Source organism: Craterilacuibacter sinensis (assembly GCF_009831765.1).
GTDB lineage: Bacteria > Pseudomonadota > Gammaproteobacteria > Burkholderiales > Chromobacteriaceae > Craterilacuibacter > Craterilacuibacter sinensis.
Window position 1 is genome coordinate 127,304 of sequence record NZ_WSSB01000003.1, and the last position, 21,856, is coordinate 149,159.

Annotated in this window: 20 protein-coding genes and 1 tRNA gene; 11 read left to right on the forward strand and 10 right to left on the reverse strand. The window is 59.6% G+C overall.

Annotated features, from left to right (window positions below; genetic code table 11):
• Positions 1 to 93: 93 nt before the first annotated feature.
• The 5 genes from GQF02_RS04500 (at position 94) to infA (ending at position 3,830) form a co-directional block, all read left to right on the forward strand.
• Positions 94 to 831, forward strand: coding sequence for a methionine ABC transporter ATP-binding protein (locus GQF02_RS04500; RefSeq protein ID WP_124736410.1), 738 nt, complete (start codon positions 94 to 96; stop codon positions 829 to 831).
• Entirely contained in the window at positions 831 to 1,517 is a 687-nt protein-coding gene (locus GQF02_RS04505) for a methionine ABC transporter permease (RefSeq protein ID WP_124736409.1), read from the forward strand. Before GQF02_RS04500 ends, GQF02_RS04505 begins: the two co-directional genes overlap by 1 nt.
• A gap of 36 nt (positions 1,518 to 1,553) precedes the next feature.
• Positions 1,554 to 2,363 (forward strand): MetQ/NlpA family ABC transporter substrate-binding protein, encoded by an 810-nt coding sequence (locus GQF02_RS04510; RefSeq protein ID WP_124736408.1) that lies wholly within the window; start codon positions 1,554 to 1,556, stop codon positions 2,361 to 2,363.
• A 96-nt stretch (positions 2,364 to 2,459) separates the two neighbouring features.
• The gene (locus tag GQF02_RS04515) at positions 2,460 to 3,266 is read left to right on the forward strand and encodes a CHAD domain-containing protein (protein WP_160795157.1); all 807 of its coding nucleotides are present in this window, start codon (positions 2,460 to 2,462) and stop codon (positions 3,264 to 3,266) included.
• 306 nt (positions 3,267 to 3,572) lie between these two features.
• Complete coding sequence (infA, locus tag GQF02_RS04520) at positions 3,573 to 3,830, forward strand: translation initiation factor IF-1 (RefSeq protein ID WP_124736406.1); 258 nt, start codon at positions 3,573 to 3,575, stop codon at positions 3,828 to 3,830.
• Between the two features lie 117 nt (positions 3,831 to 3,947).
• Here infA and GQF02_RS04525 read toward each other — a convergent pair whose 3' ends face one another.
• Complete coding sequence (locus tag GQF02_RS04525; RefSeq protein WP_160795159.1) at positions 3,948 to 4,898, reverse strand: 2-hydroxyacid dehydrogenase; 951 nt, start codon at positions 4,896 to 4,898, stop codon at positions 3,948 to 3,950.
• Positions 4,899 to 4,944: 46 nt separating this feature from the next.
• Here GQF02_RS04525 and GQF02_RS04530 point away from each other — a divergent pair, with 46 nt between their 5' ends.
• A complete protein-coding gene (locus GQF02_RS04530) occupies positions 4,945 to 5,157 on the forward strand; it encodes a sigma factor-like helix-turn-helix DNA-binding protein (protein ID WP_124736405.1) in 213 nt (70 codons plus the stop codon).
• A gap of 3 nt (positions 5,158 to 5,160) precedes the next feature.
• Here the strand turns inward: GQF02_RS04530 and dnaE are convergent, their stop codons facing one another.
• Positions 5,161 to 8,604: a DNA polymerase III subunit alpha gene (gene dnaE / locus GQF02_RS04535; RefSeq protein ID WP_160795161.1), complete on the reverse strand. Its 3,444-nt coding sequence runs from the start codon at positions 8,602 to 8,604 to the stop codon at positions 5,161 to 5,163.
• 168 nt (positions 8,605 to 8,772) lie between these two features.
• On the opposite strand from dnaE, the gene GQF02_RS04540 reads away from it, so the two are divergent.
• The 4 genes from GQF02_RS04540 (at position 8,773) to GQF02_RS04555 (ending at position 12,253) form a co-directional block, all read left to right on the forward strand.
• Positions 8,773 to 8,922, forward strand: coding sequence for an entericidin A/B family lipoprotein (locus tag GQF02_RS04540; protein WP_220789336.1), 150 nt, complete (start codon positions 8,773 to 8,775; stop codon positions 8,920 to 8,922).
• A gap of 174 nt (positions 8,923 to 9,096) precedes the next feature.
• The gene (locus GQF02_RS04545; protein ID WP_160795163.1) at positions 9,097 to 9,927 is read left to right on the forward strand and encodes a ChaN family lipoprotein; all 831 of its coding nucleotides are present in this window, start codon (positions 9,097 to 9,099) and stop codon (positions 9,925 to 9,927) included.
• 53 nt (positions 9,928 to 9,980) lie between these two features.
• Entirely contained in the window at positions 9,981 to 10,499 is a 519-nt protein-coding gene (locus tag GQF02_RS04550) for a DUF2062 domain-containing protein (RefSeq protein ID WP_124736402.1), read from the forward strand.
• A 134-nt stretch (positions 10,500 to 10,633) separates the two neighbouring features.
• A complete protein-coding gene (locus GQF02_RS04555; protein ID WP_160795165.1) occupies positions 10,634 to 12,253 on the forward strand; it encodes an NAD(P)/FAD-dependent oxidoreductase in 1,620 nt (539 codons plus the stop codon).
• Positions 12,254 to 12,319: 66 nt separating this feature from the next.
• On the opposite strand, the gene rraA is transcribed toward GQF02_RS04555, so the two are convergent.
• Complete coding sequence (rraA, locus tag GQF02_RS04560; RefSeq protein ID WP_160795167.1) at positions 12,320 to 12,799, reverse strand: ribonuclease E activity regulator RraA; 480 nt, start codon at positions 12,797 to 12,799, stop codon at positions 12,320 to 12,322.
• 385 nt (positions 12,800 to 13,184) lie between these two features.
• Between rraA and GQF02_RS04565 the strand changes: the two genes are divergently transcribed.
• Positions 13,185 to 16,034: an adenosylcobalamin-dependent ribonucleoside-diphosphate reductase gene (locus tag GQF02_RS04565; RefSeq protein ID WP_160795169.1), complete on the forward strand. Its 2,850-nt coding sequence runs from the start codon at positions 13,185 to 13,187 to the stop codon at positions 16,032 to 16,034.
• Positions 16,035 to 16,083: 49 nt separating this feature from the next.
• Here GQF02_RS04565 and GQF02_RS04570 read toward each other — a convergent pair whose 3' ends face one another.
• The 7 genes from GQF02_RS04570 to GQF02_RS04600 form a co-directional block, all read right to left on the reverse strand.
• A complete protein-coding gene (locus tag GQF02_RS04570) occupies positions 16,084 to 16,878 on the reverse strand; it encodes a trypsin-like serine peptidase (protein ID WP_160795171.1) in 795 nt (264 codons plus the stop codon).
• 66 nt (positions 16,879 to 16,944) lie between these two features.
• Positions 16,945 to 17,343 carry an acid-shock protein gene (locus GQF02_RS04575; RefSeq protein ID WP_160795173.1) on the reverse strand — a complete coding sequence of 133 codons (399 nt, stop codon included), beginning with the start codon at positions 17,341 to 17,343 and terminating at the stop codon, positions 16,945 to 16,947.
• 73 nt (positions 17,344 to 17,416) lie between these two features.
• A complete protein-coding gene (rstB, locus tag GQF02_RS04580) occupies positions 17,417 to 18,760 on the reverse strand; it encodes a two-component system sensor histidine kinase RstB (protein WP_160795175.1) in 1,344 nt (447 codons plus the stop codon).
• Between the two features lie 3 nt (positions 18,761 to 18,763).
• Positions 18,764 to 19,480, reverse strand: coding sequence for a two-component system response regulator RstA (gene rstA / locus GQF02_RS04585; protein WP_124736395.1), 717 nt, complete (start codon positions 19,478 to 19,480; stop codon positions 18,764 to 18,766).
• Positions 19,481 to 19,592: 112 nt separating this feature from the next.
• Positions 19,593 to 19,668, reverse strand: a tRNA-Ala gene (locus GQF02_RS04590).
• A 76-nt stretch (positions 19,669 to 19,744) separates the two neighbouring features.
• Positions 19,745 to 21,145 carry an L-serine ammonia-lyase gene (locus GQF02_RS04595; protein WP_124735363.1) on the reverse strand — a complete coding sequence of 467 codons (1,401 nt, stop codon included), beginning with the start codon at positions 21,143 to 21,145 and terminating at the stop codon, positions 19,745 to 19,747.
• A 128-nt stretch (positions 21,146 to 21,273) separates the two neighbouring features.
• Positions 21,274 to 21,855 (reverse strand): uracil-DNA glycosylase family protein, encoded by a 582-nt coding sequence (locus GQF02_RS04600; RefSeq protein ID WP_160795177.1) that lies wholly within the window; start codon positions 21,853 to 21,855, stop codon positions 21,274 to 21,276.
• Between the last annotated feature and the right edge of the window lies 1 nt (position 21,856).

Sequence of the window (21,856 nt, forward strand, 5' to 3'; positions counted from 1 at the left end):
GACTGCATCTGGCAGTCTGCACTTCAGTTCTACCGAAGTTCCATGATTGAAGCTCGCCGCAAGTGGCGGGCTTTTTGCATTTTAGGGACTTCGATGATACATCTCAATAACGTGAGCAAGCGCTTTCGCCATCCCGACGGGGGCTGGTTTGATGCCGTGCGCGCGACCACACTTTCCATTGCCGAGGGTGAAATATTCGGCTTGATCGGTTTTTCCGGCGCCGGTAAATCCACCTTGCTGCGCCTGATCAATTTGCTGGAACGCCCCGAAGCAGGCGCCGTGCTGGTGGATGGTCAGGATCTGACCCGCTTGTCGGCTAGCGAACTGCGCCGTGCGCGGCAAAATATCGGCATGGTTTTTCAGCAGTTCAATCTGCTGGCCAACCGCACCGTAGCGGAAAATGTAGCCTTTCCGCTGGAAATTGCCGGCTGGAACCGCGCCGATATTGCGCTGCGTGTAGCCGAGTGCCTTGAAGTCGTGGGTCTGACTGACCGCGCTGAACATTACCCGGCCCAGCTCTCGGGCGGGCAGAAGCAGCGGGTCGGAATTGCCCGTGCGCTGGCTCCGCGCCCCAAGGTGATTCTGGCCGACGAGCCGACTTCGGCGCTGGACCCGAAAACCACACAAAGCGTATTGCAGTGCCTGGCCGATATTAATGCGCGTTTTGGCGTCACCATTGTGCTGGTCACCCATGAAATGGGCGTGGTACGCGCAATCTGCCAGCGCGCGGCCTTGCTTGACGGCGGGTCGGTAGTCGAAGTGATGGATGTCAAACAAGGCGAGGTGCAGGCGTTGTCGTCTGCCGCGCGCGATATGCTGGAGGCTGCGTAATGGAAGCGATCACTTTTGCCGAAGCCTGGAGCAATCTGGTACTGCTGGGGCCTGAGATCTGGCAGGCTTGCCTGGAAACCGCGCTGATGCTGGGCATAGGCCTGTCCGCTGCCGTCTTGCTGGGTGGACCTTTGGGGGTGTGGCTGTATCTGGCGCAGCCGGGGCAGATTCTTGCCAACCGTTTTGTTGCCGGCTTGCTGGGCTGGCTGGTCAATCTGGTGCGCTCTTTTCCTTTCATTATCCTGATGGTTTCGCTGGTGCCCTTAACCCGGCTGATCGTCGGCAGCACCATTGGCCCTGTCGCAGCGGCCGTGCCTTTGTCGTTCGCCGCCATTCCGTATTTTGCCCGTCTGGTCGAACAGACGCTGCGTGAAGTGCCGCGCGGAGTGGTCGAGGCAGCCGAAGCCATGGGGGCAAGCCCCTTGCAGATTGTGTTCAAGGTCTTGCTGCGCGAAGCGCGTGCCGGCCTGGTGAACGCGCTGACCATCCTGACCATCAGCTTTCTGAGTTATTCCGCTGTGGCCGGTGTCGTGGGCGGCGGTGGTATTGGCGATCTGGCCATCCGTTACGGCTATTACCGTTTCCAGAGTGAAGTCATGCTGGCCATGGTGTTGCTGCTGGTGGTGGTCGTGCAGATTATCCAGCTGGGCGGCAACTATCTGGCTGCGCGTCTGGACAAGCGTTAACCCTTTTATCAAGCATCCATACCAAGGAGAAACAAGATGCGTACAAGCTTTATCAAAACACTGGTGGCCGTTGCGGTCGGTCTGAGCTTTACCGGCGCGGCGGTTGCTGCTGACCCGGCCAAGAAAAACATCGTGATCGGTACGACGGTGGGCGACTTTGGCGACATGGTTAAGCTCAATATCAAGCCGCAGCTGGAAAAGCAGGGCTATAGCGTCAAGCTGGTCGAGTTCACCGACTATGTACGTCCCAATCTGGGTCTTGCCGAAGGCTCGCTTGATGTAAACGTGTTCCAGCACAAGCCGTATCTGGATTCGTTCAGCAAAGAGCACAAGCTGAGCCTGACGCCGGTGTTCCAGGTGCCGACCGCGCCTTTGGGCGTTTACCCGGGCAAACTCAAGGCGCTGAAGGATGTGAAGGCAGGCAGCACTGTCGCCGCGCCTAACGATCCGTCCAACTTCGCCCGTGCGCTGGTGATGCTGGCCGATCTGGGCTGGATCAAGCTTAAGCCGGGCATCAATCCGCTGACCGCGTCCGAGCGCGATATCGCCCAGAACGTCAAACAGGTGAAAATCGTCCAGCTGGAAGCGGCACAGCTGCCACGCGCTCGTGGCGATGTGGACTTTGCCATCATTAATGGCAACTACGCCACAAGCTCCGGCATCAAGCTGACCGAGGCCGTGTTCCAGGAAAAGAGCTACGCCTATGTGAACTGGGGTGTGGTCAAGAGTGCCGACGCGGCCAAGCCATGGGCCAAGGATGTGATCGCCGCCTACAACTCTCCTGCCTTCAAGGCGTGGGCGCAAAAGCAGTATCCGGGTTACAAGCTGCCGCAAAACTGGAAGTAAGCTTGAGCGAATTCAGCCAACGGCACCTGAACAGGTGCCGTTTTTTGTGTCTGAAAATCTCCTATGCTGCGCTTTGGGTTTGTCAGGAAGCTGCGAATGAGCACAGCGTATTTTACGAGGGCCGTCATCACACAGTCGGCACGCATTGATCTGGCTTGTCAGGCATTGGCCGGACCGGGAGGGGATCAGCGCGCAGATGCGGTGCATGACTTGCGCCTTGCGCTGCGGGCATTGCGCACCGTGTTGCTGTTTTTTCGCGGCAGCGAGACGGCCGATACGCTGCGCCGGCACTTGGCCCGGAGCTATCGCTTGAGTCGCGAGGCGCGCGAGCTTGAAGTTGCACTGGACGGACTGGCCTTGTTGCAGATGCGCCATCCGCTGGCGCTAAACGTGGATCTGGCGTGGGCGCGTGCCTTGCAGTGTGAGCGCAGTAGCTTGTTAGTGCGCTTGCAGCCTGATTTAGTGTCGGCGCTGGCCTTGCTCTTGCCTTTTCTTGCCGGCGCGGATGCGCTGCTGGATAAGCGACGCTTACGCAAACTGGCGCGCATGCAGGCCAAGTATTTATGGCAGAAAGTGCAAGGCAAGCTGCGGCGTGCGCTTAAAAGCGGCAAGCGCACACACTGGCATGCTGCACGGCTGGCTATCAAGCGCTATCGCAGCTGGGGCGTACAGTTTGCGCCGCTTCTGAACCGGCGTACCCGCAAGCGGGTGAAGGTTTTGTCCTTCGTGCAGGGTTTGCTTGGCGAACTGAATGACTGGGGGGCGCTGGTGCAGCGGCTGCAGGCCGAGGAGGCGCTCGCCAAGGCTTGGCGCCGTATCATCGTGCAGCGGGAGAGGCGTTTGCAAAAGGTGCTGTGCAGGTATATCCGGCGGCAAGTTTGGGGTGTCATGCAAGCCAAGTAGCTGCGCGGGCGCATCTTTTACCATAAGGCAAGGGTTTTGTTTGCCGTAATCAGGTATACTGCGCGCAGGAAAGCTGTGCTGCCCGTTGGCTGAGAGCGTTCGCCTGGACTCATCCGGGTTCCGCCCGCCTCATTCTCGCCTCGTTTCCCGTAACGAATATCTGCCGATTTCGGCATATCCTGACGGACATCTCCGCCAGCCTTTGTTTAACAGGGGTCGGCGCTGGAGTGTTAATGAGGGGGCAGTCAGAGCATTGTTGAAGACACGGATGCCCGCAATCAGATGGGGGGCTATCGGAGATAGGTTATGGCTAAAGAAGAACTGTTGGAACTGCAAGGCGTCGTTGTCGACGTCATGCCGGATACCCGATTTAAAGTGCGTTTGGAGAATGGCGTTGAAGTCGTGGCATATGCCTCGGGCAAAATGCGCAAATTCCGCATCCGCATTCTGGAAGGCGACAAGGTCACGGTTGAAATGTCGCCGTATGATCTGACCAAGGCGCGCATCAGCTTCCGTCACAAGGAAGAACGCGGCCCGTCGTCGGCTCCTTCGTTCCGCCGCTAAGCAAGACTTGCGGGCGCGGATCAGGCCTCTTGCCTCCGTGCCCGAACTTCCCTTCGTATTCCCGCTGCCCGCCGTTCCGGTTGGTGCGAAATCCTCGTTTTACCCTTTGTCAGCCCGTCAATAGGCGCGGCTACGCTCTACCTTGCCTGTCACTTCCTGTCCTTGCTCCAGAGCCTGTATGCGCCGTGCAATCTGCGCTGCCGCCTCGCCGATCAGGGTCTGGGCCGCGCTATGCGGTGTGATGATGGTGCGCGGGTGTCGCCATAGTGGATGTCCGGCCGCTAGCGGCTCCAGCGCGAATACGTCCAGCAAGGCAAAGCGCAGTACGCCGCTGTCCAGTGCCGCGAGCAGGGCGTTTTCATCGAGCTGATCACCACGCCCGGCATGAATCAGTGCGCTGCCTGCGGGCAGAAGAGCCAGCCGTTCAGCATTTAGCAGGCCGCGGGTCAGCGCGGTAGAGGGCAGCAGATTGATCAGCACATCGGTCTGGGTCAAGAGGGCGTTTAGCTGGTCTTCGCCATGTACGCAGTTGATGCCGGCTAAGGTGCGCATCTTGCGGCTATAGCCGCTGACGCAATAGCCATCCCCCGCCAGCGCCGCCGCGACGCGCCCGCCCATTTCACCCAGCCCCAAGACACTGATGCGCGTGTCGGCCTTGCGCCTGTCCGGCTGAACCTGCCATTGCTGCACCTGCTGCTGTGTGCGGTAAAAATCGAAGCTGCGCTGCCAGTGCAGCACGCCATAGCGCGCATATTCGATCATTTGTTCGGCCATGCCGGCATCGGTCAGGCGGTAGATGGGGATATCGGCTGCGAGGTCATGCCGGCCCAGCAGGCGATCGACCCCCGCGCCCAGTGCAAATATGCCTTGCAAGCCTGAGAGGCGGCTAAAAAAGCCCTCGGGTGGATTCCATACCACTGCATAGCGTGTACAAGGTTCGCTCTGGTCACTGACAGTATGCCCGGGCAAGAGGCGGGACAGGGTGGCGATATAGCTGTGCGGATGTTCAGGGTGGTAGACGGTAATCACGGCGGGTTCCTTGCCTGTGGCTGGCGGACGCAAATGCATGCGTTTTTTTTGCAAGCCACTATGCTGGAAAAAAAGGGAGCATGCAATGAGACTGGAACTCTTTAATCAGGTTGCCAACCTGATCGGGCTGAAAAAGCGCTCGCGCGAGGCGGTATGGCTGATCGAGATCGAGGGCATGACCTGCAGCGGCGCGGCGCGGCAGATGGATTTGTCCGTCTCCACCGTGTCGCGCGCCCATGCCCGTTACCGCCGCGCGGTGCAGGCCATCAATGTGATGGCGCCGCACCTGCCGATGTAGGTCTTACCAGATGATTTTGGCGCGGCTCTCGCCCAGTGTATCTGCTAGCGCCAGCAGCAGTGCATCATCCAGTCTTACCCCCCATGCCGGCGGCAGCATCAATTCGCCCTTGGCCTGACCGTTGTTGTAGTGCAGGCGTACCGGGCAGCCGGCTTCTTCGCTTTTGTAATCGACCAAGGTGCTTCTGAGCTTGCCCACATCGGCGGTGTGATCCAGCTGGATAGCCAGCGAGCGCGCATAGCGGCTGCGCGCCTCGCCCAGCTGGTAGACATGTTCGGCGATAATGCGCAGGCCGCCGGAGAACTTGTCCTCGCTGACCTTGCCTTCCACCACCAGAACGGTGTCTTCTTTCAAGCGGTCGCGGTTGGCGTCAAAGCCTTCGGCAAACAGCGATACCTCCAGTTTGGCACTGCCATCATCCAGTTGCACGAAAGCCATCTTGCCGCGATTGCCCACCTTGACGCGGATGCCGGTGACAAAGCCGGCCAGTAGCTGCGGCTCCTTGCGTGGCACCAGACGGGACAGCGGCGTTTTGATAAAGCCGCGCACCTCTTTTTCATACGACTTGAACGGGTGGCCGGACAGATAGTAGCCGATGGCCTGTTTTTCTTCGGCCAGTTGCACTGCCGGTGTCCAGGCGCGGGTATCCACCATCGGAACTGGCGGCACCACATCGTCGCCGAACATATCGAACAGCCCGCCCTGACCCTCGTTGGCCGCTTCCTGGCTGGCCGCTTCCAGTGCCAGAGCGACATTGGCGAACAGTCTGGCGCGGTTGCTATCCAGTGCATCGAATGCGCCGGCGCGTATCAGCGCCTCGACCGTGCGTTTGTTGACGATGCGCTTGTCGGTACGGCTGCAAAAATCGAACAGATCCTTGAACGGGCCGCTGGCTTCGCGCACCGCGATAATGTGCTCGACCGCCGCTTCGCCCGTGCCCTTGATCGCACCCAGCGCATAGCGGATATGGCTGCGGTCGGTCGGCACAAAGCGGTAGAAGCCCTGGTTGACGTCGGGCGGCAGGAAGGTGAGGCCGTTGGCCAGCGCATCATCGTAAAAAATCTTGAGCTGGTCGGTATTGTCCAGTTCGCTGGACATGGTCGCTGCCATAAAGGCCGAACAGTGGTGCGCCTTCAGCCACGCCGTCTGGTAGGACACCACGGCGTAGGCGGCGGTGTGCGATTTGTTAAAGCCGTATTCGGCAAACATCGCCATCAGGTCAAACAGATGGGTTGCCAGTTCCTTGGTGTAGCCCTTTTTCTCTGCGCCTTCGGTGAAGATGCCGCGGTGCTTGTCCATCTCCTCGGCTTTTTTCTTGCCCATCGCCCGGCGCAGCATGTCGGCGCCGCCCAGGGTATAGCCGCCGATGATCTGCGAAATCTGCATCACCTGTTCCTGATACACGATCACGCCATAGGTCGGGTCCAGGCAGGCGGTCAGGTCAGGGTGGAAGTAGTCCACCGCCTGCTTGCCGGCTTTACGCAGGATAAAGTCGTCCACCATGCCCGAGCCCAGCGGGCCCGGCCGGTACAGCGCCAGCACGGCGATGATGTCTTCAAAGCGGTCGGGCTTGAGCTTCTCCAGCAGGCGCTTCATGCCGTCCGATTCCAGCTGGAACACGGCAGTGGTATTGGCGGTCTGCAAGATGCGGTAGGCCGCCGGGTCGGTGAACTCCAGCAGGTTCAGGTCGGTGTCGAAGGTCGGATCCAGTTGCTTGATATAGCGTGCAGCCAGATCGATGATGGTCAGGTTTCTGAGGCCCAGAAAGTCGAACTTCACCAGACCGATTTTCTCGACATCGTCCTTGTCCAGCATGGATACCGAGACCGCGTCTTCGCCCGAGGCCTGATACAGCGGGCAGAAATCGGTCAGCTTGCCCGGCGCGATCAGGACGCCGCCTGCGTGCATGCCGATGCCGCGGGTCAGACCCTCCAGCTTTTTGGCCAGCACCCATAGCTGGGCGACTTCTTCCTCGTTTTCCAGCCGCTCTTTCAGCACAGGCTCCATCGCGACCGCATCGTCCAGCGAGTACTGCTTGCCCGGAGCAGCCGGAATCAGCTTGGATAGCTGGTCACAGAACATATACGGCAGGTCGAGCACGCGTCCCACATCACGGATCACCGCCTTGGCCGCCATGGTGCCGAAGGTGGCAATCTGCGACACCGCCTCCTGGCCATAGGTCTGGCGCACATATTCGATGACGCGGTAGCGGTTGTCCTGGCAGAAGTCGACGTCGAAGTCGGGCATGGAAACCCGCTCCGGATTCAGGAAACGCTCGAACAGCAGCGCATACTCCAGCGGGTCGATATCGGTAATCTTGAGGCTGTAGGCAACCAGGGAGCCGGCACCCGAGCCGCGGCCTGGTCCCACCGGACAGCCATTGTGCTTGGCCCAGTTGATAAAGTCGGCCACGATCAAAAAGTAGCCGGGAAACCCCATCTGGATGATGGTGTCGGTCTCGAACTTGAGGCGGTCAACGTAGCGCGCACGCTGGTTCTCGCGCTCCTCGGCTTCTGGATACAGCTCGACCAGCCGCTCTTCCAGACCTTTTTTCGCCTCCTGCACCATAAAGTCGTCCAGACTCATGCCGTCCGGCGTCGGGAAGTCCGGCAGATAGTTGGTGCCCAGCTCGACGGTGAAGTTGCAGCGCTTGGCGATTTCGACCGAGTTTTGCAGCGCCTCGGGTACATCGGCGAAGCGTTCCAGCATTTGCGCGCTGCTAAGGAAGTACTGGCAGTCGGCAAATTTCTTTTGCCGGCGCTTGTCGGACAGGGTAAAGCCTTCGGCGATACACACCCGCGCCTCGTGCGCCATATAGTCGTCCGCATCCATGAACTGGATGGGGTGGGTGGCCACCACCGGCAGGCCCGCTTCGCCGGCCAGACGCAAGGTGGCCTGCACGATGGCCTCGACCTGCGGGTTATCCACGCGCTGGATTTCCAGATAGAAGCTGTCGGGAAACAGGCGTGCCCAGCTTTGCGCCCGTGCCAGTGCTTCTTCCGGGTTGCCATTGCTTAGCGAAACGCCGATATCGCCCAACTGCGCACCGGACAGGCAAATCAGCTGGCTATTGTCGCCATGCTCCAGCCACTCGCGCTTGATTTCGGCGCGCCCGCGCACCTGATTGCCGGTAAAGGCCGCTGCCAAGAGTTCGCACAGGCGGCCGTAACCGGCACGGTTCTTGGCGATCAGCATCAAGCGGCTGGGCTTGTCGCGGTCCGCCTCGTTTTCCAGCCAGATATCGCAGGCGATAATCGGTTTGATGCCGGCATCGCGGCAGCCCTTGTAAAACTTGACAAGTCCGAACAGATTCATCAGGTCGGACATGGCCAGTGCCGGCATCTGGTCGGCGCGCGCGCGCTTGATGGCGTCGCCAAGACGCACGATGCCGTCACTGACGGAAAATTCGGAATGCACACGAAGGTGAACGAAGCGTGGTGTAGTCATCCGCGCATTGTAGAGGTGCAGGCGCAGCGGGGCTAGTTCCGGCTGGCGAAGGCGTGCATCAGGACGGACAAACCCAAGGTGGTGCAGCGACTCATCGGCAAACGCATGATCGAGAGCCTATCCTGAGGGCATCACCCGTCGGTGATCTCACATCTCAGGAGGATTAAGATGAAACAGGGAATCAAAACGGCCGCTGCCGTGATTTTGACGACGCTTTTACTCGCGGCCTGCAATACCATGGCCGGCATGGGGCAGGATGTGAAGGCGGCAGGTCAGGGGGTGACTAAGGCGGCGGATGATGTAAAGGAAAAAATGTGAGCCTGTGCGGCTGAATTGTACATGCCCAGCGCTTGGGCGCAGGCACTTTCCCATCAACAGGGCATCATCAGGATGTCCTGTTTGCATGGTGCCTTGCCCTTGCCTGGTGGCGGGCATTGGCGCATGGCTTGCCCGTCTGTATCGTGTGAGTCTGGAGCGAATTTTTAGGGGGGCATGTTGAATCTGAATCGTTGCTGGTTTGCGCTGCTGGGCCTGTTGTGTGCTTTGCCGGCGTGCGCAGACGAACTTGGCCGGCAGGCTGATGTCTGGATGCGTGCTGACCATGTGGTGCTGCTGGGTGAGGTGCATGACAGCCCCGATGGTCACGCGCAAAGGCTGGCATTGCTCAAGGCAGCCCTGCGTTCGGGCTGGCGCCCGGCGCTGGTGATGGAAATGTTCGATCGCGAACGGCAGGCAGAGCTGGATGCGGCGCGCCAGTACTGCAAGCTGGATGCCGCATGTATTGCACGGCAGGCCGGCGGAGAAGGCTGGGATTGGGCCTTGTATCAACCCTTGCTGGCCTTGGCACAGCAATACCAGTTGCCGCTGATTGCGGGCAATCTGTCGCGTACTGATGCACGCAAGATCATGAAAAACGGTTACGCGGCCGTGCTGGATGAGGCAACACGCCAGCGCTACCGGCTTGATCAGCCCTTGCCGGCGGTGCTGGAAGATCATCAGCGCCAAGCGCTGGATCAGGGGCACTGCGGCATGCTGCCGGCCAAGGCCATGCCGGCCATGGTGCGCGCACAGGTGGCGCGTGATGTGGTGCTGGCGGACACATTGTTGCAGCACCGTAGTCAGGGGGCGGTGCTGATCGCCGGTAATGGCCATGTAGGGCGGGCAATGGGCGTGCCGCGCTGGTTGCCTGAGTCTGTGCCCTTGTGGGTGGTGGGCTTTATCGAGCAGGGGCAGTCCGCTTCGGAGTATGATCTGGCTATCGCAGTAGCAGCCACGCCTAGAGAAGACCCGTGTCAGGGATTGGCTGCCGCACAAAAACCTTGAGCGCTGCTTGCCGTGTTTGTCACCTTGTTTTTCGTTGAGAGCGGAGTGTGTTCGTGAAAAAACAGTTGCGCCGTCTGTTGCCTGATGCGCAAAGCCTGCGCCAGCGCAAAGGCTTGGGCTGGCTTGCGCCCTGGCTTGGGCGGGAACAGTTATGGTATCTGAGCCGTCACAGCGTGGCGCTGGGTATGGCGCTGGGCGTATTTTTCGGCCTGTTGACCCCGTTCGCCCAGATAATTCTGGCGGTGATGGCGGCCATTGCCCTGCGTGCCAATGTGGCGGCGGCGGCTTTGTCTACGCTGGTGACCAATCCGCTGACCTTCGCGCCTATCTATTATCTGGCCTATCGTCTGGGCAATTTTTTGCTTGGTGGCGAGGGCGGGGCCGGGGTGTCTTTTAGCGGCGACGCCAGCTGGTGGTCGGATCTGAGCGGTGTGGGTAAGCCTTTGCTATTGGGGCTGGTGTTGATTGCCTTGGTGCTGGCACCTCTGGTCTATCTGGCGGTCAGCACATTGTGGCGCTTGAGTTCGGCCTGGGCCTGGCAGCGGCGCAAAGCGCGGCGTCAGGCGCTTTGAGTGCGGCTTTGCGCACGGGTTTTTTCCCTTCGGCGGCTACCGCGAAAGCGCCGCCTCTCTTACAATGCGCACCTTGTTGATTTGTAATGGCTTCTGCGCCGTAGTGTGCGCCCAGCCCAGGACCCCGATTCCCCATGTTGCGATTGTCTGAAATCAAGCTTCCCCTTGACCATCCCGAACACGCCTTGCGTGACGCCATTATTGCCCGCTTGGGCGTGCCCGCAGGCGATGTGCAGGATTTTATCGTTTACAAGCGCAGCTTCGATGCGCGCCGCTCGGTAATGGCATTAACCTACACCGTCGATATCACGGTGACCGGCGAAGAGCGCCTGCTGAAAAAATTCGCCAAAGACACGCATGTGGGCATGACGCCGGATATGCGCTACCAGTTTGTCGGCCAGGCGCCGGAAGATTTGGCCGAGCGCCCTGTTGTGGTCGGCTTTGGCCCATGCGGTATTTTTGCCGCACTGGTACTGGCGCAGATGGGTTTCAAGCCTGTGGTGCTTGAGCGCGGCAAAAAGGTGCGCGAGCGCACCAAGGATACCTGGGGTCTGTGGCGCAATAACAAGCTTAACCCCGAGTCGAATGTGCAGTTTGGTGAGGGCGGCGCCGGTACATTTTCAGATGGCAAGCTCTATAGCCAGATCAAGGACCCGCGCCATCTGGGGCGCAAGGTGCTGGAGGAGTTTGTGCGTTTTGGCGCGCCGGACGAGATTATCTATGTCAACCGCCCGCATATCGGCACCTTCCGCCTGGTGAGCATGGTTGAAAAGATGCGCGCCGAAATCGAGCGTCTGGGTGGCGAGATCCGTTTCCAGTCCAAGGTCAGCGACTTGCTGCTGGACGAGATGGCGGATGGCAATAAGCAGGTGCGTGGCCTGCGTCTGGAAAACGGCGACGAGATTGCCTCGCGCCATATCGTGCTGGCGCTGGGCCACAGTGCGCGCGATACCTTCGAAATGCTGCATGAACGTGGCGTCTATCTGGAGCAAAAGCCGTTTGCCGTCGGTTTCCGCATCGAACACCCGCAAAAACTGATCGACGAAGTGCGCTGGGGCAAATACGCCGGCCACGAAATGCTGGGCGCTGCCGATTACAAACTGGTGCATCAGGCCAGCAATGGGCGTGCGGTATATAGTTTCTGCATGTGCCCGGGCGGGCAGGTGGTGGCCGCCACCAGCGAGCCGGGGCGCGTGGTGACCAATGGCATGAGCCAGTATTCGCGTGCCGAGCGTAACGCCAACGCCGGTCTGGTGGTTAATATCGAGCCTAAGGATTTTCCGGGAACCGATCCCTTGGCCGGCATGCGCTTGCAGCGTGATCTGGAATCGCGTGCCTATGTGCTGGGCGGCAGCAACTACAATGCGCCGGCGCAACTGGTGGGCGATTTTATCGCCGGCCGGGCATCGACCGCGCTGGGCTCGGTCACGCCGTCTTATCAGCCGGGGGTGACGCCGACCGATCTTGCCAGCGCCTTGCCCGGCTATGCGATTGAAGCGATGCGCGAGGCGATCCCTGCTTTTGCCAAGAAGATCCGTGGTTATGATATGAATGATGCGGTGCTGACCGGGGTGGAGACGCGTACGTCCAGTCCCTTGCGCATCAAGCGTAATGAAGTGCTGCAAAGCATGAACGTCAAGGGTCTGTATCCGGCGGGTGAGGGCGCAGGCTACGCCGGCGGCATCCTGTCGGCTGGTGTCGATGGCATCAAGGTCGCCGAAGCGCTGGCGAAGGACATGCTGGGCCTGGATTAAGTCTTGCCCGATCTTACCCAATCAACGGCCGCACAAGCGGCCGTTGTTGCGTGGCGGAGTTGCCGCTTACTGTAGCTGCACGGCTGACAACAAGACGCCGTCTTCATCGGCGTACAGCCATTCTCCCGGTGTGAAGGTGACATCTCCGAAGCTAAGCAGCAGGTTTTGCTGGCCTTCGCCGCGCTTGACCGATTTTTTCGGGTTCGTTGCCAGAGCGCGCACGCCGATGTCGAGCTGATTGATGGCGACCGAGTCGCGGATACAGCCCCAGATTACCACGCCTTCCCACTGATTCTTAACCGCCAGCTCTGCGATCTGGTCGCCCAAAAGCGCGCAGCGCAGCGAACCGCCGCCGTCTATTACGAGTACCTTGCCCAAGCCTGGCGTGCCGAGCACTTCGCGCACCAGCGTGTTGTCCTCGAACAGCTTGAGGGTGACGATTTGCCCAAAAAAGCGTGGGCGGCCGCCGTAGCTTTGCAATAAAGGTTGCATAACCTGTACCCGGCCTTCGTTAGCGTCGTACAGATCAGTGGTCAGAAAATCCATGGCTTAAGAATCCTGTGTCAGGAGAGGGTGTGATGTGTTTATCAGATCAATCCTACATGTCATGGCGATTTGGCGGCAGTTTTTTTATAGATAGACTCGTCATCGTAGTCAGTCGTTTTCCCCGCCTATTCCAGCTATGGCGCGGCATGGCTGGGACAGGCGGGCAGTGTCTTGTTTTACCCACAGTTTTTCCACCGGGTTTTCCCTTGCGGTCGCTTGGGCTTTGCGCGAGACTCGCGCCCTTGCCGAAGTTTGGCGGCCGGAATGAATCGTTGGTGATGGTTGTTTTGAGCGGTTTGTCAACGTTTAAATCATCAACAGCTTGTGTCATACTGCGCGCCGAGTGCGTATATATTGATATTGCGGGTGAATGGGAGGGGTAGCAGTGAAACAGGAAAATGTGGCCTTGATGGCTGAGCAGGACATCTCGCGTGAAGTGTTGCTGGAGAAGTACGCCAAGAGCGGCGAGACCTCGGTTAGCCAGGTGCGTCAGCGTGTGGCGCGCGCACTGGCACAGCTGGAAAAAGAGCCTGCCCGTTTCGAGCTGCTGTTTTTCGAAGCACTGGATAATGGTTTTATCCCGGGTGGGCGCATCAACTCCGCCGCCGGCACCGATCTCAAGGCCACGCTGATCAACTGTTTTGTGCAGCCGGTAGGTGACTCGGTCTCCGAGCCGCAACTGGGCAAGGTCGGCATTTACGAGGCCCTGTTGCAGGCGGCCGAGACCATGCGCCGTGGTGGCGGGGTCGGTTACAACTTTTCGCGCATTCGCCCCAAAGGTGCGCGCGTCAAGGGAACCAATAGCCGCGCCTCCGGCCCGGTATCGTATATGCGTGTGTTTGACCGCAGCTGCGAGACGGTGGAATCGGCAGGCGCCCGCCGTGGCGCACAGATGGGCGTGCTGGATGTCAGCCACCCGGATATCGAAGACTTTATCCATGCCAAAGACCAGGGCGACCTGAAGAATTTCAATATCTCGGTCGGTGTGTCCGATGCCTTTATGCAGGCTGTGGATGCCGACAGCGAGTGGGCGCTGACCCATGCGGTCGAGCCCGCCTCCGATGCCTTCCCCGGCAACTATCAGCGCGAAGACGGCCTGTGGGTGTATCGCACCGTGCGTGCGCGCGACCTGTGGAACCAGATCATGGTTTCCACCTATGACCATGCCGAGCCGGGCGTGCTGTTTATGTCCAAGATCAATCAGGACAACAACCTCAGCTACTGCGAAGTGATCGAGTCGACCAACCCGTGCGGCGAACAGCCGTTGCCGGATTATGGTTGCTGCGATCTGGGTTCGGTCAACCTGTGCAAATACGTGCGCCAGCCGTTCGGCGACAAGCCATCGTTTGATTTCAAGGCCTTCGAAAAAGTGGTGCGCATGGCGGTGCGCATGCTGGATAACGTACTCGATTTGACCGTCTGGCCACTCAAGGAGCAGGAAAACGAGGCGCAATCCAAGCGTCGCGTCGGGCTGGGCTTCACCGGCCTGGGTGACGCGCTGATCATGCTCAAGGTGCGTTACGACAGCGCCGAAGGCCGCCGTTTTGCCGCCAAGATTTCCGAAGCGATGCGCGATGCCGCTTACGACGCATCGGTTGACCTGGCGATCGAAAAGGGTGCCTTCCCGCTATTCGATGCCGACAAGTATCTGGCCGCACCGCATTGCGCCAGCCGCCTGCCCGAGGCCATCAAGGCGCGCATCAAGAAGCACGGTATCCGCAACTCGCACCTGCTGTCGATTGCGCCGACCGGCACCATTTCGCTGGCCTTTGCCGACAACGCCTCCAACGGCATCGAACCGCCATTCTCGTGGTTCTATACCCGCAAGAAGCGCATGGCCGACGGCAGCACCCAGGACTATGTAGTCGAAGACCACGCCTACCGCGTTTACCGCATGCTGGGTGGCGACACCGACAAGCTGCCGGACTATTTCGTCTCGGCCATGAGCATGGGTGCGCTGGATCATATGCAGATGGTGGCGGCTGTTGCGCCATTTATCGATACCGCGATTTCCAAGACCGTCAACGTACCGGTCGACTATCCGTTTTCTGACTTCGAGAGCCTTTATCTCGAGGCCTGGAAGGCCGGCCTCAAGGGCATCACCACCTATCGCCCGAACAGCGTGATCGGTTCGGTGTTGTCGGTTGAGCCAACCAAGGAAACGCCGCAAGATCTGTCGGCGAGCCAGGATGGGGATCCGGATCGCCGCATTACGCTGAATACCGCGCCTAGCCCGGCACTGGCTTCGCTCAAGTGGCCGCACCGCCCGAAAATGAAAGAGGGCAATCCGTCGTGGACCTATATGGTCGAAGGCGCATCCGGCAACTTTGCAGTGGTAGTCGGCCATGTAGAAAATGGCCGTAGCAGCCCGTTCGAGTGCTGGGTGAATGCGACCGAAGAGCAGCGTGGCCTGGGCGCGATTGCCAAAACCCTGTCCATGGATATGCGTTGCCGCGACCGCGCCTGGCTGGCTGCCAAGCTGGATGTACTGGCACGTACCAGCGGCGACAAGCGTTATGCCTTCGAGCTGGGCGAGAAAATGATTTACGCCACCTCGGCTTCGGCAGCACTGGGGCAGGTGGTACAGCATCGCGTCATGCAGTTGGGGGCGCTGGAGGCCGAAGCTGGTGATTCGACACCGGTGATGGATGCGCTGTTTGCCCGCAAAGAGCCCAAGTCCGGCACCGACGGCACCATGAGCTGGTCGGTCGATATCGTCAATCCGCAAACCGGCGACGACTTTGTGCTGTTCGTGAAGGAACTGGTCTTGCCTAACGGCCAGCGCCGTCCTTACTCGATGTGGCTGGCAGGCAACTATCCGAGCGAATTCGATGGTCTGTGCAAGATGCTCAGCCTCGATATGCGCGTCATCGATCCGGCCTGGATAGGCATGAAGCTGCGTAAACTGATGTCGTACGCCGAAGCGCAGGGCGATTTCTTTGCCCGTATTCCGGGGCTGGACAAGTCGCAGAGCTGGCCATCGACCATCGCCTATGTGGCGCGTCTGCTGATCCACCGCTTTGCCATGCTGGGCATTCTGACCGAAGAAGGTGTGCCGGTCGAAGAAATGGGCGTGATGGTACCCGAGCAGAGCGATCTGTTTGTGGCCGAAGCCGGCAGTACGATGAAACAGCTGGCAGGCAAGGCTTGCCCTGAGTGTGGCAACCATGCGCTGATCAAGAAAGACGGCTGTGAGTTCTGCACCGCCTGCGGCCATGTGGGTGCTTGTGGTTAAGCATCCCCTTTTGCCGCGAGAACCCCGCATATAGCGGGGTTTTTTGCGTTTAGCGCCGCTGATTTTGTAGTCGTTTTAGCGCTGTTTGCCAGGCCGGGGTGCTGAGCGCCATATTGTCGGCCTGTGCGCGATTGGCGGCATCGGGAGCAGAGCTCTGGATAGCGATGATTTCAGCGTACTTGCCATGGATAAGCAGAAGCGGAGAGCCGCTGTCGCCGGGCAGGGTGTCGCATTGATGGCCGAGGCGGCCATCAGCAAACTGGGCTGTTACACGGCAGTTCAGGTGTGCGCTTAAGTGGCTGTCGTCGTCTATCGGATAACCGGCTTGCGAGACGCGCCAATGCTTGCGTTGCAAGGCATCGCGTAGTGTCCGGCCTGATCCTTGAAATACCGGCAGCGGTTTAAATTTTTGGGGTAAGGGCTGCGCCAAGCTGACAAAAGCGTAATCAAAGGCGGCCACTTCGGGGGCGATGATCATGCCATCTGCGCGGATCTTGATGCCGTCAAACAGACGCTGTTCAACATAAACGCGGGCGGGACGCACACGGATGGTGGCCTGTTCTCCATCCAGTGCCAGACTGAACAGGGTGGCGGCATCCAGTTTGCCATCTTCATTCAAAAAACAATGGCCGGCGGTGAGTATCAGGTCGGCTGCGATCAGGCTGCCGGTGCAGATCTGGCCGGAGGCGGTTTCTATCTGGCCGATGGCGCGCCAGGGCTGGGCGTGCGGGCGGATTTTGACCCGGTCATCCTTGCCGAAAAACAAGGTGCGCTGCTGCTTGGCGCTATCCGCGTAGGCCGCATGCAGGGCAAGCGTAGCCAGTAAAAACAACAAGCGTTTCATCAAAGCTTCTGCCAAAAGAAACAGGGTGCCGCAGCACCCTGTTTATTACATCACCACACTCAGGTATTACTTGGCAGCGGAAGCGGCTGCTTTGTCAGCTGGCTTGGCGGCTTTTTTCTTGGCGGTCTGAGCCTTCTGCTCTACGGCCTTGTCGGCGGCAGGTGCAGCTTTTTTAACGGCTTTTTTCTTGGCGGCCTGAGCCTTCTGTTCTACGGCCTTGTCCGCTGCTGGGGCGGCGGCTTTTTTAACGACTTTCTTTTTGGCAGCCTGAGCTTTTTGCTCGACTACTGGCTTGGCGGCTGGCTTGGCGGCTTTTTTCAGGGCAACTGGCTTGGCGCTGGCGGCAGGCGCTGCAGCTTTGGCGGCAACAACCGGTGCGGCTGCGGCTTTGGTTTCGCTGGCGAAGCCGGCGGTGGAGGCCAGACCGAAAGCGGCAGCAATAGCGAGTACGGACAGTTTTTTCATGTTGATCTCTCCTGAGACGAGTGGCGGTAATCGGTTGCGACCGCAGGATTGCGGCGTTTCCATGTGTTGTATCTTACGGAGAGAGAGGTATGTCGTCTGTATGTGATTGGTGACGCTTTGTAACCATTTGTAATTTGTCGCTGCGTGGCCAGCTCAGGCTGAAACGCGCCCCGCCCAAGACGCTGGTGTCGATGTGTATCTGTCCGCCGTGGGCTTTGGCAATGCCAGCCGTGATGGCCAGACCCAGTCCGTGCCCGCCGGTGTGGCGGCTGCGGCTGGCATCCAGCCTGACAAAGGGCTCGAAGACGCGCTCGCGGTCGGCCTTTGCGATACCCGGGCCGTCATCTTCGACGATGATGGTCCAACTGTCTGTGCTCTCCTGTAGCTGCAGCCGGATTTGGCTATGGGCATGGCGGCTGGCATTGACCAGCAGATTGTCCAGCGCGCGTCCCAATAGATGGGGGTCGGCTTCTATCTGCATGGGGGTGTGGGCATCTGTGGCCAGTTGCCAGGCAAGATCCGGCGCCAGCGCTTGAATATCGGTCATGTGCATGCGCAGCCAGGGCACGGCATCCAGTGTCTGGTTTTGTATCTGGTGCTGGGGCTGATCCAGACGGGCATGCAGCAGCAATTCGTCTATCAGGGCATCAATCTGGTCGAGGTCCTGCTCCATGGCGCGATACACCTTGCTCTGGCTGTCATCGTCCAGCAGCGCCAGGCGGTAGCGCAGGCGGGCAAGCGGGGTACGCAGTTCATGGGCCACGGCATCGGTCAGCATTTTTTTGCTGGCAAGCAGGGTATTGATATGGTCGACCATGCGGTTGAATGCCTGCCCCAAACGCCAGACACCGGAGTGCGGACGCAGCGAGACATGGGCATCCTGCCTGTCGTGCGCCATGCGCCGGGCCGCGTTTTCCAGTGCATTCAGGTCGCGCCAGTGCGGGTACATCCATAAAAAGACCGGCACGGCCAGCGACAGTGCAATAAAGGCGATCAGCGCATAGTCCAGCCATTTGAGCTGATGTAAAAACAACAAATAACGCAAAGGCCCGGCAACCAGTACATAGCCCGGGTCCGGCAGGCTTTGTAAAAACAGCGAGTCGTCTTCCAGCATGACGATATTGCCGGCGGCCAGTTCATTCAGTTCACTCTGCCCCAGCGCGTAGTTGCCGATGCGCTCTATCCTGACCGGAAACGATAGCGGGTGATCGGTGACAGCCAGTGTGGCTTGCCATCTGTCTGGCGGGACGCCCTTTAGTTCTGTATTGATCAGCGACAAGGAGGTAGAGAGCAAGTCGGTCAGGTAGCGGTCGCCGACCTTATCGACCGCCTGCTCGTAAATGGAGCCGACCAGTACGACTGCGGTGAGAAAGCAGCCTATCAACAACAGGTAGAACTGGATAAAAAGCTTGCGCATGGTTTACCAGCTCGAAGGAACAAATAAATAGCCCTTGTTGCGCACCGTTTTGATGCGAAACGGTTCGTCCGGATTGTCACCCAGTTTTTTGCGCAGGCGCGAGATGGCAACATCGATGCTGCGATCCAGACCATCGTAGCCTACGCCGCGTGTCGCCTGCAGCAGGGTTTCCCGGCTAAGCGGGCTGCCGGCATGCTGGGCCAGTTGCAATAGCAGATCAAACTCCGAGGTGGAAAGGACAATACTGTGTCCGTCCAGCCTGACATCGCGACTGAGCGGGTCTATCAGTAGCTGGCCGAAGCCCAGCCGGCGATGGCCGGGGCTGCCGGATGGTGCTGGGGTGCTTGCCGTGCTGCCGCGTGCATGACGCAGATGGTTACGCAGGCGGGCCAGCAGAACGGAGGGCGGGGTGGTCTTGAGAATGTAATCGTTGGCACCCAGTTCCAGTCCCATAATCTGGTTGATATCGCTATCCAGCGAAGTCAGCAGCACGATGGGGCCGTCAAAGACCGGGCGCAATTCGCGGCAGATGCTTAAGCCGTCTTTGCCGGGCAACATAATGTCCAGCAGTACCAGGTCCGGCTGGGCGGCGGCAATGGCGGCCAGTGCCGTGTCGCCGCGTGCTTCTATCTGTACATTCAAGTCGTGGCGGGCAAGAAAGCTGGCAATCAGTTCGGCCAGTTCGGCATCGTCTTCGACGAACAGGATGGAGTAGGGCATGGCGTGGCACCGCAATATGGATGACGCCATCTTAATGCCTGTGTGGCTTGCGGCCAAGTGAGGCTTGCCGGACGCAAAAAAGCCGAAGCATCCGCTTCGGCTTTTTGAATTCTGGTGGAGGTAAGCGGGATCGAACCGCTGACCTCTTGCATGCCATGCAAGCGCTCTACCAACTGAGCTATACCCCCGTATCCGCTGCGGTGTGATGCAGCGACAGGCCGCACTATAAAGTCCACCGGCTCGTTCGTCAAGCCCTGTTGCGGCTTAACACTCGACAATATTCACCGGCAGCTCGATAAAGTGGATGGCGAGGCCGCCACGCGCGGTCTCCTTGTACTTGCTGTTCATATCGGCACCGGTGTCGCGCATGGTGCGGATCACGCGATCCAGCGAGATAAAGTGCTTGCCGTCCCCCCTGAGCGCCATGCGTGCGGCGTTGATCGCCTTGACCGAGGCCATGGCATTGCGTTCTATGCACGGCACTTGTACCAGTCCGCCCACCGGGTCGCAGGTCAGCCCCAGATTATGTTCCATGCCGATTTCGGCGGCGTTTTCCACCTGTTCCGGCGTGCCGCCAAGGGCTTCGGCCAGCGCGCCGGCTGCCATCGAGCAGGCCGAGCCGACTTCGCCCTGACAGCCGACTTCGGCGCCCGAGATTGAGGCATTCAGTTTGAACAGGATGCCGATGGCACCCGCAGTCAGCAAAAAGCGCACGATACCGTCGTCGTTGGCACCGGGTACGAAGCGCGCATAGTAGTGCATCACGGCCGGGATAATGCCGGCGGCGCCATTGGTCGGGGCGGTTACCACGCGCCCGCCGCCGGCGTTTTCTTCATTGACGGCCAATGCATACAGATTGACCCAGTCCAGTACCGTCAAAGGGTCGCGCAGTGCGGCCTCGGGAGCCGCCAGTAACTGGCGGTGCAAGGCAGCGGCGCGGCGCTGTACCTTCATGCCGCCAGGCAAGATGCCTTCACGCTCGCAGCCCTTGATCACGCAGGCTTGCATCACCTGCCAGATTTTCAATAGCTCGGCGCGTATGGTGGCTTCGTCACGCCAGGCCAGTTCGTTCTCCAGCATGATCTGGCTGATCGATTTATTGTGGGTTTTGCATAGCGCCAGCAATTCGGCACCGCTGCTAAACGGATGGGTCAGGCTGGCAGCGCCCGGCGGGGTGAAGCCGGCATCGATAGCCGCCTCGTCCACCACAAAACCGCCACCGACCGAGTAATAGGCGCGCTTGGACAGCAAGACGCCCTGATTGTCGAAGGCTTCGAATGTCATTCCGTTCGGGTGGTAGGGCAGACTGGCTTTTTTGTGCAGGATCAGGTGTTCATCTTCGATAAAACGCACCGGATGCTTGCCCATCAGATTGATCTGCTTGCCGTCTCGGATGCGGGCCAGCTTGGCCGGTACCGTGTCCGGGTCTATCAGCTGCGGTTCTTCACCGGACAATCCCAGCAGGACAGCGATATCCGAGCCGTGCCCCTTGCCGGTGGCACCTAGCGAGCCGAACATTTCGGCCTTGACCATGGCGGTACGCGCCAGGAGCTTGTCGCGCTGCAAGCGCCCGACAAAGGTGCGCGCCGCGCGCATCGGACCCACGGTGTGGGAGCTGGACGGGCCGATGCCGATTTTGAACAGGTCAAACACGCTGATAGCCATAAATATCTCCGTTTATTGTTGTTTGCGCTTTTTTAGGTGCAAGTGCGCGCTCGCAAATAATCGAATGCACTTTAAAGAGCCTGTATCCAATACGCAAGCATTGTCCGCGCTTTATTTGCAGTGCCCGCTTACGCCGCCAGTACCCGTGCGACGGTCTGGCGTAGCACCGGCACCACCTCGGCTTCGAACCAGGGGTTGCGGGCAAGCCAGGGCCGGTTGCGCGGGCTGGGGTGGGGCAGGACAAACAGCCCCGGCGTATGGTCGCGCCAAGCCTGCGTAGCCTCGGTCAGGCTTTGTTTACCGTCCAAATGCCAGACTTGGGCATAACGGCCGATGACCAGCGTCAACTGGATGCTGTCCAGCTGCTCAAGCAGCGCCCTGCGCCATAAGGGCGCGCACTCCGCTCGGGGCGGAGCATCGGCGTTTCCTTGCTTGCCCGGATAGCAAAACCCCATCGGCGCTATGGCGATTTTGTCGGCCTGATAAAACAGCGCGCGCGGGATGCCCATCCAGCCTCGCAGGCGCTCGCCCGAGGCGTCGTCAAATGCAATCCCGCTTTGGTGTACTTTCAGTCCCGGTGCCTGTCCGGCAATCAGGATGCGCGCACCGGATGCTGCCTGAACTACCGGGTGCGGACCCAGCGGCAGAAATGGCTCACAGACGCGACAGGCGCGGATACGCAGTAATAGCTCATCCAGTGATGCGCTCATG